Source organism: Streptomyces sp. NPDC047515, assembly GCF_040643055.1.
In the GTDB taxonomy this organism is placed as follows: domain Bacteria; phylum Actinomycetota; class Actinomycetes; order Streptomycetales; family Streptomycetaceae; genus Streptomyces.
On record NZ_JBEYTM010000013.1, the window covers coordinates 44,878 to 60,432 of the forward strand.

General features: G+C 67.6%; 13 protein-coding genes. 7 read left to right on the plus strand and 6 right to left on the minus strand.

The window, feature by feature from the left end; all coding sequences use genetic code 11:
• The coding region (locus tag ABZ826_RS13880) for a WD40 repeat domain-containing protein (RefSeq protein WP_361446763.1) at positions 1 to 1,634 on the plus strand (1,634 nt) is incomplete at its 5' end.
• A 292-nt stretch (positions 1,635 to 1,926) separates the two neighbouring features.
• Here the strand turns inward: ABZ826_RS13880 and ABZ826_RS13885 are convergent.
• The 6 genes from ABZ826_RS13885 to ABZ826_RS13910 all read right to left on the minus strand — a co-directional run bounded on the left by ABZ826_RS13885 (position 1,927) and on the right by ABZ826_RS13910 (position 9,056).
• Positions 1,927 to 3,411 (minus strand): DNA phosphorothioation-associated putative methyltransferase, encoded by a 1,485-nt coding sequence (locus ABZ826_RS13885; protein WP_361446765.1) that lies wholly within the window; start codon positions 3,409 to 3,411, stop codon positions 1,927 to 1,929.
• Positions 3,412 to 3,856: 445 nt separating this feature from the next.
• Positions 3,857 to 4,864 carry a hypothetical protein gene (locus ABZ826_RS13890; RefSeq protein WP_361446767.1) on the minus strand — a complete coding sequence of 336 codons (1,008 nt, stop codon included), beginning with the start codon at positions 4,862 to 4,864 and terminating at the stop codon, positions 3,857 to 3,859.
• A gap of 904 nt (positions 4,865 to 5,768) precedes the next feature.
• Positions 5,769 to 6,602, minus strand: coding sequence for an ABC transporter ATP-binding protein (locus tag ABZ826_RS13895; protein ID WP_361446769.1), 834 nt, complete (start codon positions 6,600 to 6,602; stop codon positions 5,769 to 5,771).
• Entirely contained in the window at positions 6,599 to 7,468 is an 870-nt protein-coding gene (locus tag ABZ826_RS13900; protein WP_361446771.1) for an ABC transporter ATP-binding protein, read from the minus strand. The genes ABZ826_RS13895 and ABZ826_RS13900 overlap by 4 nt, the downstream gene beginning before the upstream one ends.
• The gene (locus ABZ826_RS13905; RefSeq protein ID WP_361446773.1) at positions 7,465 to 8,250 is read right to left on the minus strand and encodes an energy-coupling factor transporter transmembrane component T; all 786 of its coding nucleotides are present in this window, start codon (positions 8,248 to 8,250) and stop codon (positions 7,465 to 7,467) included. The genes ABZ826_RS13900 and ABZ826_RS13905 overlap by 4 nt, the downstream gene beginning before the upstream one ends.
• Positions 8,247 to 9,056, minus strand: a complete 810-nt coding sequence (locus ABZ826_RS13910; protein ID WP_361446775.1) for a hypothetical protein — start codon at positions 9,054 to 9,056, stop codon at positions 8,247 to 8,249. Before ABZ826_RS13910 ends, ABZ826_RS13905 begins: the two co-directional genes overlap by 4 nt.
• Before the next feature lie 291 nt (positions 9,057 to 9,347).
• Here ABZ826_RS13910 and ABZ826_RS13915 point away from each other — a divergent pair, with 291 nt between their 5' ends.
• From ABZ826_RS13915 to ABZ826_RS13940, 6 genes are read left to right on the plus strand one after another with little or no spacing between them, the layout of a single operon-like run.
• Positions 9,348 to 10,340, plus strand: a complete 993-nt coding sequence (locus ABZ826_RS13915; protein WP_361446777.1) for a thymidylate synthase — start codon at positions 9,348 to 9,350, stop codon at positions 10,338 to 10,340.
• 23 nt (positions 10,341 to 10,363) lie between these two features.
• The gene (locus ABZ826_RS13920) at positions 10,364 to 12,220 is read left to right on the plus strand and encodes a radical SAM protein (RefSeq protein ID WP_361446779.1); all 1,857 of its coding nucleotides are present in this window, start codon (positions 10,364 to 10,366) and stop codon (positions 12,218 to 12,220) included.
• Positions 12,217 to 12,939 carry a hypothetical protein gene (locus tag ABZ826_RS13925; RefSeq protein ID WP_361446781.1) on the plus strand — a complete coding sequence of 241 codons (723 nt, stop codon included), beginning with the start codon at positions 12,217 to 12,219 and terminating at the stop codon, positions 12,937 to 12,939. Before ABZ826_RS13920 ends, ABZ826_RS13925 begins: the two co-directional genes overlap by 4 nt.
• Positions 12,936 to 13,748, plus strand: coding sequence for an HAD hydrolase family protein (locus tag ABZ826_RS13930; protein WP_361446783.1), 813 nt, complete (start codon positions 12,936 to 12,938; stop codon positions 13,746 to 13,748). Before ABZ826_RS13925 ends, ABZ826_RS13930 begins: the two co-directional genes overlap by 4 nt.
• Complete coding sequence (locus tag ABZ826_RS13935) at positions 13,745 to 14,296, plus strand: hypothetical protein (protein ID WP_361446785.1); 552 nt, start codon at positions 13,745 to 13,747, stop codon at positions 14,294 to 14,296. The genes ABZ826_RS13930 and ABZ826_RS13935 overlap by 4 nt, the downstream gene beginning before the upstream one ends.
• A gap of 50 nt (positions 14,297 to 14,346) precedes the next feature.
• Positions 14,347 to 15,522, plus strand: a complete 1,176-nt coding sequence (locus ABZ826_RS13940) for a GNAT family N-acetyltransferase (protein ID WP_361446787.1) — start codon at positions 14,347 to 14,349, stop codon at positions 15,520 to 15,522.
• Positions 15,523 to 15,555: the final 33 nt, after the last annotated feature.

The following is a 15,555-nucleotide window of genomic DNA, read 5'->3' on the forward strand; positions in this document are numbered from 1 at the left end:
TGCGTGGTCACACTCGTGGAGTGCGTGGGGTGGTGGCGTTTCCCGCGCCCGCGCCCGATGGACGCACTCTGCTCGCTACCGGCGGCAACGACGGGATGGTGCGGATCTGGGATCCGGTGACTGGTGCTGAGGTTGGTGAACCGCTGCGTGGTCACACTCGTGGAGTGCGTGGGGTGGTGGCGTTTCCCGCGCCCGCGCCCGATGGACGCACTCTGCTCGCTACCGGCGGCAACGACGGGACGGTGCGGATCTGGGATCCGGTGACTGGTGCTGAGGTTGGTGAACCGCTGCGTGGTCACACTCGTGGAGTGCTTGCGGTGGTGGCGTTTCCCGCGCTGGATGGTCGCACTTTGCTTGCTACCGGCAGTGACGACGGGTTGGTGCGGATCTGGGATCCGCTGACCGGCACTGAGGTTGGTGAACCGCTGCGCGGCCACACCGGCGGAGTGCGTGCGGTGGTGGCGTTTCCCGCGCTGGCTGGCCGCACTTTGCTTGCTACCGGCAGTGACGACGGGTTGGTGCGGATCTGGGATCCGCTGACCGGCAATGAGGTTGGTGAACCGCTGCGCGGCCACACCGGCGGAGTGCGTGCGGTGGTGGCGTTTCCCGCGCTGGCTGGCCGCACCCTAATCGCTACCGGCGGAATCGACGGGACGGTGCGGATTTGGGATCCGCTGACCAGCACAGTCGGCGAACCCGGGTCTGGCTACGTCGGAGGGGTGGGCGCGGTGGTGGCGTTTCCTGCACCAGGTGGCCGCACTCTGCTCGCTACCGGCGGCAACAATGGCACAGTGCGGATCTGGGATTCTGAGACCGGGATTTCTGGCAGTACACCGCTGCGCGTCCACAGCGGTGGGGTGGTCGTGGTGGCGGCGTTTCCCGCGCCGGACGGTCATACCCTCATTGCCACTGGCGGCGGCGACGGGTTGGTGCGGATCTGGGATCCGCTGAATGGTGCTGCCTTCGGTGAACCGCTGCCTGGCCACGTCGACGGGGTGTTTGCGATGGCGGTGTTCCCCGCGCCTGACGGCCGTACTTTGCTCGCTACCGGCGGCGGCGACGGTGCGGTGCGGATCTGGGATCCGCTAACCGGCACCATGGTCGGTGAACCACTGCCCGGCCACGTCGGCGGGGTGTTCGCGGTGGTGGCGTTCCCTGCCCTGGACGACCGTACGCTGCTTGCCGCAGGCTGCGGCGACGGGATGGTGCGGATCTGGGATCCGCTAACCGGCACCGTGGTCGGTGAACCACTGCCCAGCCACAGGGACGAGGTCTTCGCGATGGTGGCGTTTCCCGCGCCTGACGGCCGTACTTTGCTCGCTACCGGCGGCGGCGACGGTGCGGTGCGGATCTGGGATCCGCTGACCGGCACTGAGGTTGGTGAACCGCTGCCCGGCCAGAGCGGCGCGGTGGTTGCAGTGGTGGCATTTCTCGCGGCCGATGGCCGCACCCTGCTCGCCACTAGCAGCAACGGGATAGTACGGATCTGGGACCTGGAAACTTCAACGAGCTCGGTTCTCCCGCTGACTGTCCACGTGCTTGGCCTCGCTAGTGTCGACGGAAGCCTCGCTCTGGTGGGACCAGACGGAGCCCTGATGACCAGATGGCACGGAGGGAGCGATCCTTCGACGTGACGCTGAGCTCGATCGAGTGGCCGGTCGATTGTGGGCCATTCACTTCTGCTTGCCACGGGGTAGACCGCGAACAGAACGCCCTGCATAAGCCCGGTCGTCCACCAGCCTTGGTCCGGGAGCCCGCGAAAGCCAGGGGAAGCAGCGGGGTGATCACTGCCCACAGATCGGCGTCCACGATCCAGGGAGGAGCTACCACACAATCACGAACGGCCCTAGCGTCGCAGCGGTCACGGCCGACCAGCCCTCATTCACGTGATGGTGTTACGAGTTGAGTGCAGAGGGTCATAGGACTTCAGCTGCCAGGACGTCGGATCAGCCGGTGTCCGCGCATGGCCCGGCCGCAGCGGACAAGTGCTCGCTCCCAGCCCTCCTCGTTGCCGATGAGGTGTGGTTCCTCATAGAGACCGGCTCTAACCTCGGCATCGGTAAGACGTTGATACTTCGGTACATCGGGGTCGTCCGGCGCGAGGAACTCATGCTTGCGGTGTAGCAGAGGACGGTTGGCCGAATCCGCGTAGGACAGGAAGGACGACTTCAGGTTCTGCAGGTCAACGCTGTACGACGAGGCCAAACAAGGATGGGGATCGGCATCGAATGCTGGGTAGTCGAGCCAGCTGGCTCCGCGTCCCTGGTGACGTAGCTTGACGACGGACCATTCGGCCGGACGGCCCGCGGCGATGCTGGCGCATTGCTCGTACAAGCGGAGCACGGTTGGGATCCGATGTACGGCCCGGCGGTGCACGTAGAGCGCGGTCGCGGTGAACTTGCCGGCAACTGACCCAGTCATGGCGCGGCGGACGTACGCATCATCGCGAAGCTTGTACAAGAGCCGGTCCGCGCGTTTGCACGCCTCTGTGTAGGAAGAGAAGAAGGTCCGAATGTCGAGTTGAACGGGGACCGGAAGGCTGCTCGCCGGACCGCGGCCATGGAAAAGTTCGACCGCAAGAAAGAGCAGCGTGTCGAGAGCTGAACTCTTCGCGCCAGACTCGACCTTCAAAGGGTCGGCGGCCTGCTCGGCAAGTCTCTTGAGCTCCTGTGGCCGCATATGGCGAAGAAGTCCCATGACGGGCTGTGGCATCTCTTCCAAGTGCGGAAGTCGACCGCGCTGCTCCAGGTGATCCACGACGGCAGCGATCGCGGACGCGGTGTCCTCGGAAGCCAGCCAGGTGGCGTCAGGCGTGATCTGCCGGGCGAGATACGCGAGGCGCGCTTCGTCACTTCTGAAGGCGTAAACGATGCCGGGAGCCGCCGAGAGGCAGCGGACTCCGGTCACATCCTGGACGAAGTCGCGAAGCTCACTCGCAGCGAAGAGGTGCTGGAAGGTGTTGCGGCTGGTGAGGATGCCGTCGCCATACTCCGTGCCCTTGATCTGGTTCCGCTCCCAACGAAGCCGAGCGGAAACGACGAGAGCGGCTTTTGTATGCTCCCATGCCTTCGCTAGGGTCGCGTGCCGTTCTTCAGGCCTCTCGATGACGTTGAGAACGTAGGTGAGGAGCACGATGTCGGAGGGCCTGAGTTCCCCGTTGGGGCGGTGGACTGGGTCCCAGCCGGAGACATCGAGACCGAGGTGTTCAAGAGCGCGAACATCGCCACCGCGGCCACAGCCGTAGTCAAGAACCTGAGCGCCGTCGGCCATCTGTAGGTCCAGCACGGCCTGACGGGCGGGGGCGGAGAGCCCCACCCTTCCGATGGCAGTCCGATGCCTATGGCTACTCCAGGGCTGCAGTGTCATCGGCGCTTCCCGTGAGTCGAGGGGCAGATCGACGTACAGCAGCATTGAACCGTATGCCTTTGCCGCTCAGTGGAGATCCAACCGATGAGGGCCGAAACGCGAGCAAGAGGTCGGTTCGGCGGGCGATCACTTCGGCGATGGAGGCACCGTGCCGCGGCTGGTGTGGCACGGTCGATGCCAGTTCGGCCTGTCGCTCCATCCCCCGTGACGGCAGGCCGAGCCTTCCGGTACTGCGTATTGACGGCACTACGCATGGTCCGAGCTGTGGTTATGACGCTGCGGGGTCAGATTCTGGTTGTCAGTGGCGCTGTGCAGTCTCCCACGGTGATCGTTGACCGTAACGCTGCCGTTATCCCACTCCGCTATGCCGATAAGGCGTTGCGAAAGGAAAAGGGTGACCCGATAGGCAAGGTCGACCGCGATGACATGCATGTACGGTGCGGCCTTGCTAAGGCAGTGGCGACGTGGACTTGCGGTGTGACAGACAGGGTCAGGAGGCCATGCGGTTGGTTGCCCGCAGAACGTATGAGATAACCGAAGCGAGTCGCACGAACAGATAGTCGACAGCGGCGTCGTTAGGCAGCCCAGCCTGGCCGTGCTCGTGATGCCGGATGGTGAAGCTGTTGCCGGTTTCTGTCAACATCTTGAACTCCGAGTTCAGCATCTCGCGGTACGGCTCGGAGCCGCAGGCGGCACGATCGAGCAGCTGACTGGCTGACGCCTTCTTGCTACTGCCGCCACCGAGCTCCAGGGTCTTGAGCCGTTCGAATCCGTCCCAGAGCTTCTCGACCGCGTTGCGTCGATCGCGTGGATCCCTGGAGACGAAGAGAATCAGCGCGTCGGTGAGTTTGGCGTTGAGGACCTCGTCTCCGGTGGCGGGCCGGAAGTCTGTGATTAGCGGTCGTGCCTCGGGCGGCCCGAGCCGCTGAACCCGAAAGTCCTCGCCCAGAGTGAACGCGATCCCGTTCCTGGCGAAGAGCAGGTCGATGTCTTTCTGAAACTGGTTTTGCCCCGGCCTCCGATCGTCAAGTCGCTCCCCGAAGCCGAACAAGTAGTGGGGGTGGTCGCCGTTCCAAGGGTGATTTGTGGTCCGGGACGGCTCCTCGATGTGACGGGCGACGAAGTCGATCACGTCCAGCGCTATGACCGTGTCCGGTGACCATCTCGGGTTCAACAGGTCGTCGATCCGAGGCTGCGCGCCTCCGCTCGGGGTACTGATGCCAAAAGGGTCCTCCGCTTCCGCTGAGAGGTTGGACAGATCCGGGACGTGAGCCAGGAGCGAAGAAATGAACATCGCGTCGTCCACGCCAGTGACGACGCTGTGGCCAGAACGGTCGTCCGAGCAGTCGTACGCGGGAAAGTCGCAGGCTAGAGAGCCGTTGCCGATCAGTCGACGAATCAGCGCGACGACTCCTCCCCAGGCTGCTGGAGAAACGTCCTCGCTGACACGAGGCTTGCCCTGGCCGAGGCGGTCGGAGTAGAAGTCGCTGGCAGTCACGGAGTTCAGCTTGTCAGCAAGCGGGGCAGTTGACCAACGGCGTTACAGGAGAGGTTGTCTCGCCTGTGCGATCTCGACAAACGGTGCCAGCATGTTGCCGGCGATGGACTGTTCGCTCAAGCGTGCCGCATCGTTGGGCAGCGGGGAGCGCAAGGGGAGCGCGGACGCCTTTGGACCGGGCAACACGTGGTGCGAACAGTTGGACCGCGACATGTGCTCTGATCTGGGAAAACGGGATTTGGTACGACCGCGTGGCATAGCCCGGCATGATCCCTATCGCACTCGTAATGCGTAGGTCTCGGGTTCGAATCCCGAAGGCGGCTCAGTAAAGGCCCAGGACAGAGACCATCTGTCCTGGGCCTTCGGCGTTTTAAAGGTCGACTGATGCGGGTGGAGTGCTCTTCTCGGGGCTCCGTCATCGCCGCCGGTGGACAACCGGTGGACAGGCGCGCCATGGGCGTGCAGAGCGGTGGACAACCTGGTGGCCCCCGTTCGGGCATGGGCGGGCGTCACCTGGCGCGCGGTAGCGGCCCACCGGAGGCAGGCGGATGAAGACGCCGTTGGGGGGTTCCCATAAACCGGGTGACTTGCGGCTTCGGCTGGCGGAGAAATCAGCGAGCGGGGCGTGACTGCGGAGGAGCCAGTCGTGATCGTCATGCGTTTCGGGCCAGAGGCTGGAGATTTCGCCCTCGACGGTTGTGTACACGACTCGTTCACCGTGCGGGTCGGCCGAGCCGGGGCGCTCGTGCGCAGCCCGCAGGTCAGGTGCTGTCGCAGGAAGCGACCCGGCTCCCACGAAGTGTCGTCCTCGGCACGTCACCGCCGCCACACTTCGGGAGAGGACGACAGTGACGCGCCCAGTCCGAGGAGAGGTGCCGAACTCGATGGTCCGGGGCGCGTCGTGTCAGGGAGCGGTGGGCACAACCGGTGCGGGGTCGGATCCGGGGGCAAGGTGTTCCAGAAAGCCCGTCACGGTAGACACCGACCCCTCCCACCCCAGGCGGCGGCCGAGCCGGGTCATCTGGGGCAGTTCGAATGCCTGGTCGGCCGTGTCTGCGGCCCGCGCCAGCCAGCGGTCGACTGGGCCGTCCTCGGAGATCCCGCCGTCCTCCAGAACGATCACACGGTCGAAGTGTTCGGCGCAGAAGTCCATGTCGTGAGTGATGGCGAGGACGGTCCGGCCGTCGGCGCCGAGGTCGTCGACCAGCTTCCCCAGCAGGACCACCGAGGCGTGGTCCTGCCCGGTCGTCGGCTCGTCCAGGACGACGACCGGGGTGTCCATGGCCAGGACCGAGGCCAGGGCGACCCGTTTGCGTTCGCCGAGCGACAGGTGGTGGGGGTGGGCGTCGCGCGACTGCGCCAGCCCCGTTCTCCGCAGAGCGGACTCGACCAGTTCCTTACGGCGAGCGGGGGGGAAGCGGAGGTTGCGCGGGCCGAACTCCACCTCCTTGGTGACGCTTGCCGCGTGGAGCTGGTCGTCCGGGTTCTGGAACACGAACCCTACGGTGCGGGCGAGTTCGGCGATGCCGAGCCCGTCAGTCCGCCGCCCGGCGATGTCGATGGTTCCGGAGGCCGGGCGTTCGATGCCGACGAGGTGACGGGCAAGGGTGCTCTTGCCCGCGCCGTTGGGGCCGACGATCGCCACCCGTTCTCCGGCCGCGACGGAGAAGGACACCTCGTCCAGCGCCGTGGTCCCGTTGGGGTAGCGGAACGTCAGGGAATCGATCCGTATGATCATCGCCGGTCTCCTCGGTCGAGGTCGGCCACCGTCGCGTCGAATCCCTCGGCGGCGGCGTCGAGCGTGACCGGCAGCGGCCTGCCATCCGGCCAGAGTCCCCGGGCCGCGGCGCGGCGCGCGGCCACGGTGTAGCGCAGTGGGGCGACCCCCCATTCCTCCAGCCGCTCGTCCGCCAGCACCTCGCCGGGTGAGCCCTTCGCCACGATCGTGCCCCCGTCGAGGACGAGGACGCGGTCGGCGGCGCGGGCCAGGCGCTCCATCCGGTGTTCGATCAGCAGGGTGGTGACGCCCTGATCCCTGAGGGTGCCGAGCGCTTCGAAGACCAGAGCGCTCCCGGCCGCATCCAGCTGCGAGGTCGGTTCGTCGAGGACCATGACGGTCGGACGCATGATCAGGACAGACCCGATGGCCAGCAGTTGCTGCTGTCCGCCCGAGAGCTCGTACGGCGAGCGGTCGCGAACCTTGGTGAGCCCGAGGTCGTGCAGGACCGTGTCGACCCGGGCCGCCATCTCGCCCCGGGGCACACCCATGTTCTCCAGACCGAAGGCGATCTCCTCGCGTACGGAGAAGCGGGCGCCAGATATCTGGTTGAACGGATTCTGCATGACCAACCCGACCTCGCCCACCAGCCCGGACAGTGGGGTATCGGCGAGATCCCGGCCGTTGACCTGGACCAGCCCTTCCGCCGAGCCCCCGGTGAGATGGGGAATGGTGCCGCTCACCACGCCGGCCAAGGTGCTCTTGCCCGCGCCGCTTCCGCCGACCACGGCGCACAGTTCGTGGGGCCCGACTTCGAATGTGATGTCGCGGAGGGCCGGCCGGGAGCCGGTCGGATAGGTGAAGGAGAAACCCTTGACTTCGATCAACGCATTACTCCCCACACGTTCACGGTGACCGCGACCACGGCACAAAGCATCATTGCGGCGCGCGCACTCCGCTGCACCGCGCTGTCAGGAACCGTGATGAGGCTTGTAGGGCGCCGGGTGGCGCCGAAGCCCCGGGTCTCCATGGCGGCGGCGCGCTCACCCACGTCGGTGAAGGCGCCGAGGATCAGCGGGCCCACCAAGGGCACCAGGGCACGCGCCCGGCCGCGCAGGCCGTGGATCACCTGGCCGCGTGCCTGCTGGGCGTGGAGGATGCGCGTGGCGTGCCGGCTGAGTGTCGGCACGATCTGCAGTGCCGCCGACACGATGTAGATGAGACTCGGCGACACATGGCGCTCGCTCAGTGCGCTCATGAGGGTCGCGGCATGCGTGGTGAGGAGCAGCAGGAAGAACCCGCCCATCAGCACCAGGATGTGCAGCGCCGTCAAGAGGGCGTAGGAGACCCCCTCGCTCTTGAGTTCCAGCGGGCCGAATCGGGCAATGACGTCATGCGCTTCGGGAAAGAAGAAACCTTGGACCACAAATAGAACTGCGGCCACCGGAACCCAGAACGTGACGAGCATGACCAGGAAACGGCGTAGCACCTTTGCGCCGATCGCGGCCGGAAGGATGAGGGCGCAGAACAGCAGCAGGGGGCACCGGTAGTCCACCACGGCGAAAGCGCAGACGGTCACGGCGACGGCGAAGGTCAGTTTGGTCAGGGGGCTGAGCCGGTGGACAAGTGAATTACCCGTTGCGTGAGGGCTGTCTTGCACGGTGCTCACCCCGCCCTCACCAGGTCGGGCCGGGGAGCCAGGACATGCCGGTCGCGGACGAAGGGGAAGCGGTGCAGGAAGCCTGGTGGCAGCCCCTTGAGGACGGCCATCGCGAGTACCACCGTCAGCGCCTTGTCGAGGGGGTCTGCTACAAGTCCTTGCAGCGTGGCGGCCTTGAGCATCCCGTTACCGAACGCCTGGAAGGTCGCGATCAGCGCGGACTGGCCCACCGATCCGCTCGCGTTGCCGAAGACGAAGGCGGTGATGGGGGCAGAGATGACGCCCGCGACCACACCGATCAAGCCACCAGCGAGCATCGCGGTGGACAGCCGTCGGAACAGCCCCGCACGTGCCAGCATGCCGGCGGTGAAGCCGATCATGGCCGCCGTCACGGCGTACGGCAGGGCACCGGGTGTGATCGTCATGCCCACGATGACGCTGGCGAGGGCCCCGGTTGCGGCACCCGCGGCAGGTCCCGCGACTACTCCCACCAGCACGGTCCCGATGGAGTCGAGTTGCAGGGGGAGGCCGCTGAAATAGACGACCTTGCCCATGACGATGTTCACCGTGATGGCCACAGGCAGCAGGGCCACGGTGGTGGCGGGCAGACGCGCCACGGCACCCGAGACGATCAGCAGGGCACCAAGCGTGTAACCCACCAGTGCCAGCAGCGCGATCGGGCCACCCACACCGTGCTCCGAGGCGGGTCGGACGGCGATGAGCCCCGCATAGGTCACGAGCACCACGCCGGTGCCCCACCCGATTCGCCATCGCTCATCCAGCCATGACGGTGTGGAGCGGTTGAAACCAGCCATTGTTTGACCTCATTCCCCCGACAGTGAGGTAGCTACGGCAAATTCAAGCGCGCACACTAGCAGGGCCTCTCCAATGGATGTCAATGGCGTAAACGAATCTGCGCATTCGGATACCTCCCGGGTCGCGACGGCCCTAAAACGCCTTCCGCCAAATCTGGTTGACAACGATGAACGGCTGGTGTGGGATCGATCGGGCAGGTGATCAAGAGGTCAAGACGCTTTGTCTGAATTGTGCGAGGTGAGCTTTCGCGCTGCCCTCGCGCAACTCTCAATAATCAGGGGGAATACGACATGGATGTTTTCCATTCATTTGCCAATTCGTATACGTCCGGCCTGCAGGCGGTCCTGGACCAGGGGAACGACGTCCCCTCCGTCCGCGACCCGCTCTCGAAGGCCTCAGACTTCGGCCGCAACGATCGCCCCTATCGCGAGCTGATCGCCCACCGCAGCACGGTCGAGGACCCCACCTCCTGTCTCGCGGTCACCCCGCACCTGCCGGTGAACCTCGCCTACTGCTTCGGGCTCCTCGCCTGGTCGCTCGACGGGCGCAACGACGTGGAGACGCCCGCGTATTACCGTCGGGGCGCCCACGAGTACTCGGATGACCAGCACACTCTCAGCGGAGCCTTCGGTCACCGGCTGGTCACGGCCAATGGCAACCAGTTGGAGGAGGTCGTTGGCCGCATCGAGCGCGACCCCGCCCACCGCCGGGCCTTCGCCCTCGTCCTGGAGCCGCAGGACAACTTCCGCCAGTCCCGGGAGTACCCCTGCGCCGTGGGCGTCCACCTCTTCCTGCGGGACGGGTCCCTCATCTGGCTCACCGTGATGCGCGCCCAGCAGGCGCTGACCGTCCTGCCCTACGACGCCTTCCTCTTCATGGGCATGCAGCAGTACGCCGCCGGTCTGCTCGGGGTACCCGCGGGCCGGTACATCCACCAGTCCGGCACCTTCCACTTCTACGACAACGAGAGCGCGCTCGCCCGGAAGATCGTCGGCGACCCGGTGGTCCCGGCCTCCCTGCCGGCCTTCCCCACCACCCCGGACGGCGCCCGCGAAGCGGCGCGGGAACTCGTCGACCTCGAATCCCGGCTGCGTCTGGCCGCCCAGGCGCAAGACACCGCCACCGTGGACAAGATCGCCGGGGCCCCGGCCGCCACCGACTACGCGGACGTCGCCCGGGCCTGCCTGACCACCCACGCCTACCGCAAACTCGGGGACACCACCTCCCTGGTGACCAGCAGGGCGGCCAGCCCCGCCGTGGCCGATCTGATCTCCGCGATCTGATCGCAGGAAGCGCAGGGCCACCCGTGATATTGACGCTTCGTCCACCCCTGGAAGAACGATGTCCGGACCCACCCGCCCCGTCGGTACTGGAAGGCCGTCTCGGCCGCCGACGTGAACTCTTCGAGCGGGTCGGCGGCACCTCCGGCACGGACCGCTACCTCTTTCCGATCATGGCCGCTCTGGTCCCCGTCGCCACCAGCCGCGGCGGAGAGGTCGCCTACCCCGGCGATCCCATGTGCCTTTACTCGGCGCTCTCGCTCACCGTCGAACGCTCCGTCGCCCGCCTGGAACGCGGGCTCGCCCCGCAGCCGTCGCTGGACGACGTCGTCCCCGACTGGGGGCGCTACCCGTACGCCGCCTACCGCCGCGCCGAGGACGGCCCTCGCTCCGTGCTCATCGCGGACAGCCCCACCACCGACGGCCACGTCTTCGATCCGCGCATCTGGGACGACGTGGCCCGTCAGGCCTTCATCGCCGAACTCCTGGCGCTGTGCCCCAAGGTGCTGCTGCTCAGCTCGGTGTCGGCCGGCCACCGCTACGCGCTGGAGATGGCCGAACTGGCCAGGGAACACGCGCCGCACTGCTTGGTGGTCCTCGGGGGGAGGCACGCCGACGAGACCATCCGCTACCAGCACGCCACCCGCACGGCTGACCTCTCCTGGAGCAGCACCGTGGAAGTCATCCGCGACGGCCGCGCCCGGCCCGTAGTCGACTTCGTGGTGGCGGGGGACGGAGCCCCCCTGCTGGACCTGCTGCTACGCGCGGTCGGACTTGTCGCCACCCCCGGCTTCGGCCCCACCCCCGTCGAGGAGGTCCTCGACGCGCTCCCGCTCGTCGCCGCCCACGACGGGACGACGAAGGGCGTCGGCAGTATTGTCGGCCTCACGGCGGACGAGGCCGTCCTCGTCCCCGTACGGGGGGAGCGCGTCAATGCGGCGCAACTCCCCTCACCCTACGAAGCGTTCTCCGTCCGGGCCCGGTTCGGGATCTTCACCCGCGCGGGGAGTTCGCCCCAGGGCAGCCGGACCGCGCACATGATGACGCTGGACGCCTGCCCGTTCAAGTGCACCTTCTGCTCCGAGAGCATCCAGGTGTCGCAGCGGCCTACGCGCTTCGCGGTGTCCGAGACCGATCACGTCGCACGGCGCATCGGCCAGCTGGTCGACTGGGGGGCCGAGGCGGCCTTCTTCGACGATCCGGTCTTCTGGGGCGGCAACTGGAAGGCGATCACCGACTTCTGCCATGACCTGGCACGCCTGCAGGACCGCAGGCCGGAGGTCCGGTCGTTCGAGTGGGGCGCCCAGCTCACCGTGGACGTCGTCCTCAACCGCGCCAAGGCGGGCGAGGTCAGCGCGGCCCTCGACCTCATGAGGGAAAGCGGCTGCACCTATATCTACATCGGCATCGAGAGCATGGCCCAGCAGGTCATGCGGAACGTCGGCAAGAACCTGCTGCGGCGCAACCCCGAGGCTTGGGTGAGCAAGGTGCGCGAAGCCCTGACCACCATCAGGTCCCACGGGATCCGCGTCGGCAGTTCCGTCCTCTTCGGACTCGACGGTGAGGACCGGGGGACCATCGAGGAGACGATCGAGGAGATCGGCCGCCTCATCGACGACGGGCTGCTCATCATGGCCAGCCCGAACATCCTCACCTACCATCCCGGGACCGCCATCACCGCGGCGCACGGGCAGGACCGGCTCGACTACCACTCGCGGAAAGACAACCGGCCGCCCTACACGTATTTCGAGGAGGCCTACCCGGAGGTGGTCTCCCGGCTCCTGGACGAGGACGACATCTGGTTCATCCACGAGGCCTCGGCCAAGCGATGGGGCAGTACCCGCAACAGCGCCGCCGAGTCGGTGGCCTCGATCGGCGCATGACACACACCATCGAAGGGATTGTCTTGGAAGGCCATGTGCTGGACGTCGACGAACAGAGCTACTGGGGGCCGTACTACTCGTACTTCCCCGCGCTCGCCCGCTACATCCCGCTGGGCGAGTACGCCCGCCGGGTCCGCCCGAGGGCTTGCGTGCTCGGTGCCTCGGACGGCAAGTTCGCCCTCCCCTTGCTGCGCGCCGGCTGGGAGGTCGTCGGGGTGGAGACCGACGCGCTCTTCCTGAACGGCGGCGAGTTCGACCTCGTCGACGGCCACCACAAGGTCGTGGGCCTGCGGCAGAGGCTGTCGTCGGAGGGCCTCACCGAGTCCTGCACCATCGTCGAGCAGGACTACATGACCCTCCCGGCCTCGGGAGACTTCCAGCTGGTGATGGGCAGCGGCCTGTGGTCGATGCCCCCCAACCGGGCCCACACGCTGGAAGCGCTCATCCACCATGCGATGGATATGGTCGCCCCGGGCGGCATCTTCTTCGGTGAGTACCTGATCGGGCTCAACGAGGAAGAGCGCCGGTGCGGTTACTACCCGCCCCGGGAGGAGATGGACCGCATCGTCGACCGACCCGGCTGGCAGCTCTTCGAGAACGCCGACCTCGGTATCCGCGGCGAGAGCCACCTCGGTTACGAGCAGTGGCACTACCACCGGTACGCCGCCGCCATCACGCACCGCATGCCGCTGCCCGCCACCCCTGAACCCTCCCCGTGACCTCTATTGACAGCGCACGCACCGGCGGGCGTCCCCATCTCCCTGGGGGCACCCGCCCCGCAGTCGTGGTCTCGGACCTGGACGGCACACTGCTGGACGCGGACCACAAGGTCGGCGAACGCACCCGCCGAGCTCTCACCGCCGCTGTGGCCGATGGCGTGCACCTGGTGCTCGCCACCGCACGGCCTGCCTGGTCGGCCCGGCAGGTGCTGGGGCCTCTGCGCGGACTGGGCGCGTCCCTCGTCTCCTCCAACGGAGCCGTCACCGGCGGCCTGGACGACCTCCGGCCGTGGCGGGTCCGCGCCATGGACCCGGCCCGGGTGCGCGAGGCGCTGGCCTTGCTCGGACCGGCTCCGTGGGCGGTGGACCGCCCCTCCGGGCGGCTGCTGGGGCCCGACTGGCCGGACATCCTCAGCAGTGGCGGCGCGGGGGCGCCCGTGGTCGCGGAGGTGCCGGACGGCGAGGAGGTCCTGTGCCTGATGTCCCGGCGCCCCTGCCCTCCCTCGCCCGATTTCCTCGCCCCCGCGGGTCTCACCTGGACATCCTCGGACGCGGGCCTCGTCGAGGTCTCGGCGCCCGGGGCCGACAAGCGGTCCGCCGTCTCCTGGCTCCTCGCCGGCCGGGGGCTCGACTGGAGCGCCGTCGTCGCCTTCGGCGACGCGCCCAACGACATGGCTCTTCTCAGTGTGGCCGCCACGGGCGTGGCGATGGCCAACGCCACTTCTGACGTACGGTCTTCGGCAACGGAACTGACGGATAATCATGACGAGGACGGGGTGGCCAAGTGGCTGGAGAGGAACCTCCTGTGAACGAAGTGAACCCTCCCGGCGGCCCGCCGGCGGGGAAGGTGTGGATAGTCGGTGGGCCGGGCTGCGGCAAGTCGACCCTCGCCGGGCTGCTTGCGGAGCCCGGCGTGCCCCCGGTCCGTCTGGACGCCCTGTTCTGGGGACCGGGCTGGACTCCGGTGCCGGAGGACAGGTTCCTCGCGGAGATCGGGAAGGCGCTGGAGACCCAGCGCTGGGTGGTCGACGGTCAGTTCCCCGCAGCCGTCGCGGCCTACGCGCACACCGCGGACTGTGTGGTCTGGGTCGACCCGCCGCTGCGCGTCGCCTGGCCCCGGTTGCTGCGTCGCACCCTGCGCCGCTGGATCCGCCGGGAGGAGCTGTGGGGCGGTACCCGGGAGACCTTGTGGACGGTCGTCGGTCCCCGGTCGATCCTCTGGTATGCCCTGAAGGTGTGGGCGGAACAGCAGCAGGCCAACCTCGACCTGTTCGCACGCCTGTCGGAGACCGGCGTACGCCTCATCCGGTTCCGCGGCGGCGACGTACGGAACCTTGTCGGCCGGATCGCCCGGTGATCCGCTCCAGGCCGACGGAACAACCCTCTTGTCAACGTCGGGAGTCACCCATGGATGTCCGCACCTACGACACGGTCGGCGCGCTGCCCGCCGCCGACTGGGGGGCCCTCACTTCCGGGTCCACCCTCTACTCGACCACGGGCTTCCAGGGCGTGCGGGAGGAGGAACTGCCACAGGGTGCGCGGGCCCGCCGCATCACGGCCCACGGTGCCGAGGGCACCGCGGTGGCTGGTCTGGAGACCTACACGTTCACCCGGCCTCCCCACGCGCTTTACACGCCCGCCGATTTACTCGCCGGCCTCGTCGACGAAGAGCGCCACGCCGCTGTCGCCTCGCGCCCGCTGGCGATCGGCGCGGGCTGGTCGGAGTTCCGCGGCCAGGTCGTCCACCACCCGGACGCCGGTCCCCAGCAACGGGCGGTGGCTGTCGAGGCGCTGGCCGCCGAGGCCCTGAAGTTCGCCAAGGGGGCCGAGGCCTCCGTCCTTGCCTACTACTACCTCCCCCGTGAGGGCGCGCTCGACATCGCCCGCGCCCACGAGCACGCGGGGGCCGTCGTTCTCTTCCACGACGTGGAGACGGTGCTCCCGATCGGCCTCTGGGACGGCCTGGACGACTACTACGCCTGGCTCCCCGCCAAGCGGCGCCCCCGCGCCCGGCGCGAGGTCCGCACCTTCCGTGACAGCGGGCGCACCGTTCGGGAGGTGGCTCTGCCCCAGGTCGTCGACCGCATAGCCCCGCTCAACAGCGCCCTCATGCGCAAGCACGGCCACGACTACGGGGTTGAGCGGGCGGCGGAGGTCTACGGCCGGCAAGGACGGCACCTGGGCGACCGCAGCACCCTGCTGCTGGCCGAGGAAGGCGACAGCCCCGTCGGCTTCGCCCTGCGGTACCACCATCAGGACATGCTCTACGCCCGTGTGGCGGGCTTCGACTACGACTTCGCCAACAAGGCGGACTACTTCAACCTGGTCTTCTACCACCCGATCGACCAGGGAACTGGGCGGTCCACCAGCGCCATCCACCTGGGCCTCGGGACCTTCGAGGCGAAGCTGACCCGGGGCGCCCAGCCGGTCCCCCTGTACACGGTGCTCGTGGGCGTGGATCAGCCTCTCAAGGCCGATCCCGACGCCGTACGGGAACGCAACCGGCGGGAGACCGAGGCGTTCGGGGACGCGTACGCGCGGCATGTCGTCGGTGGGCTCGACACGAAGGAATGGCAACTGTGAACAGGCGCACCGCCCCGAGGAGCGGATCGTGCG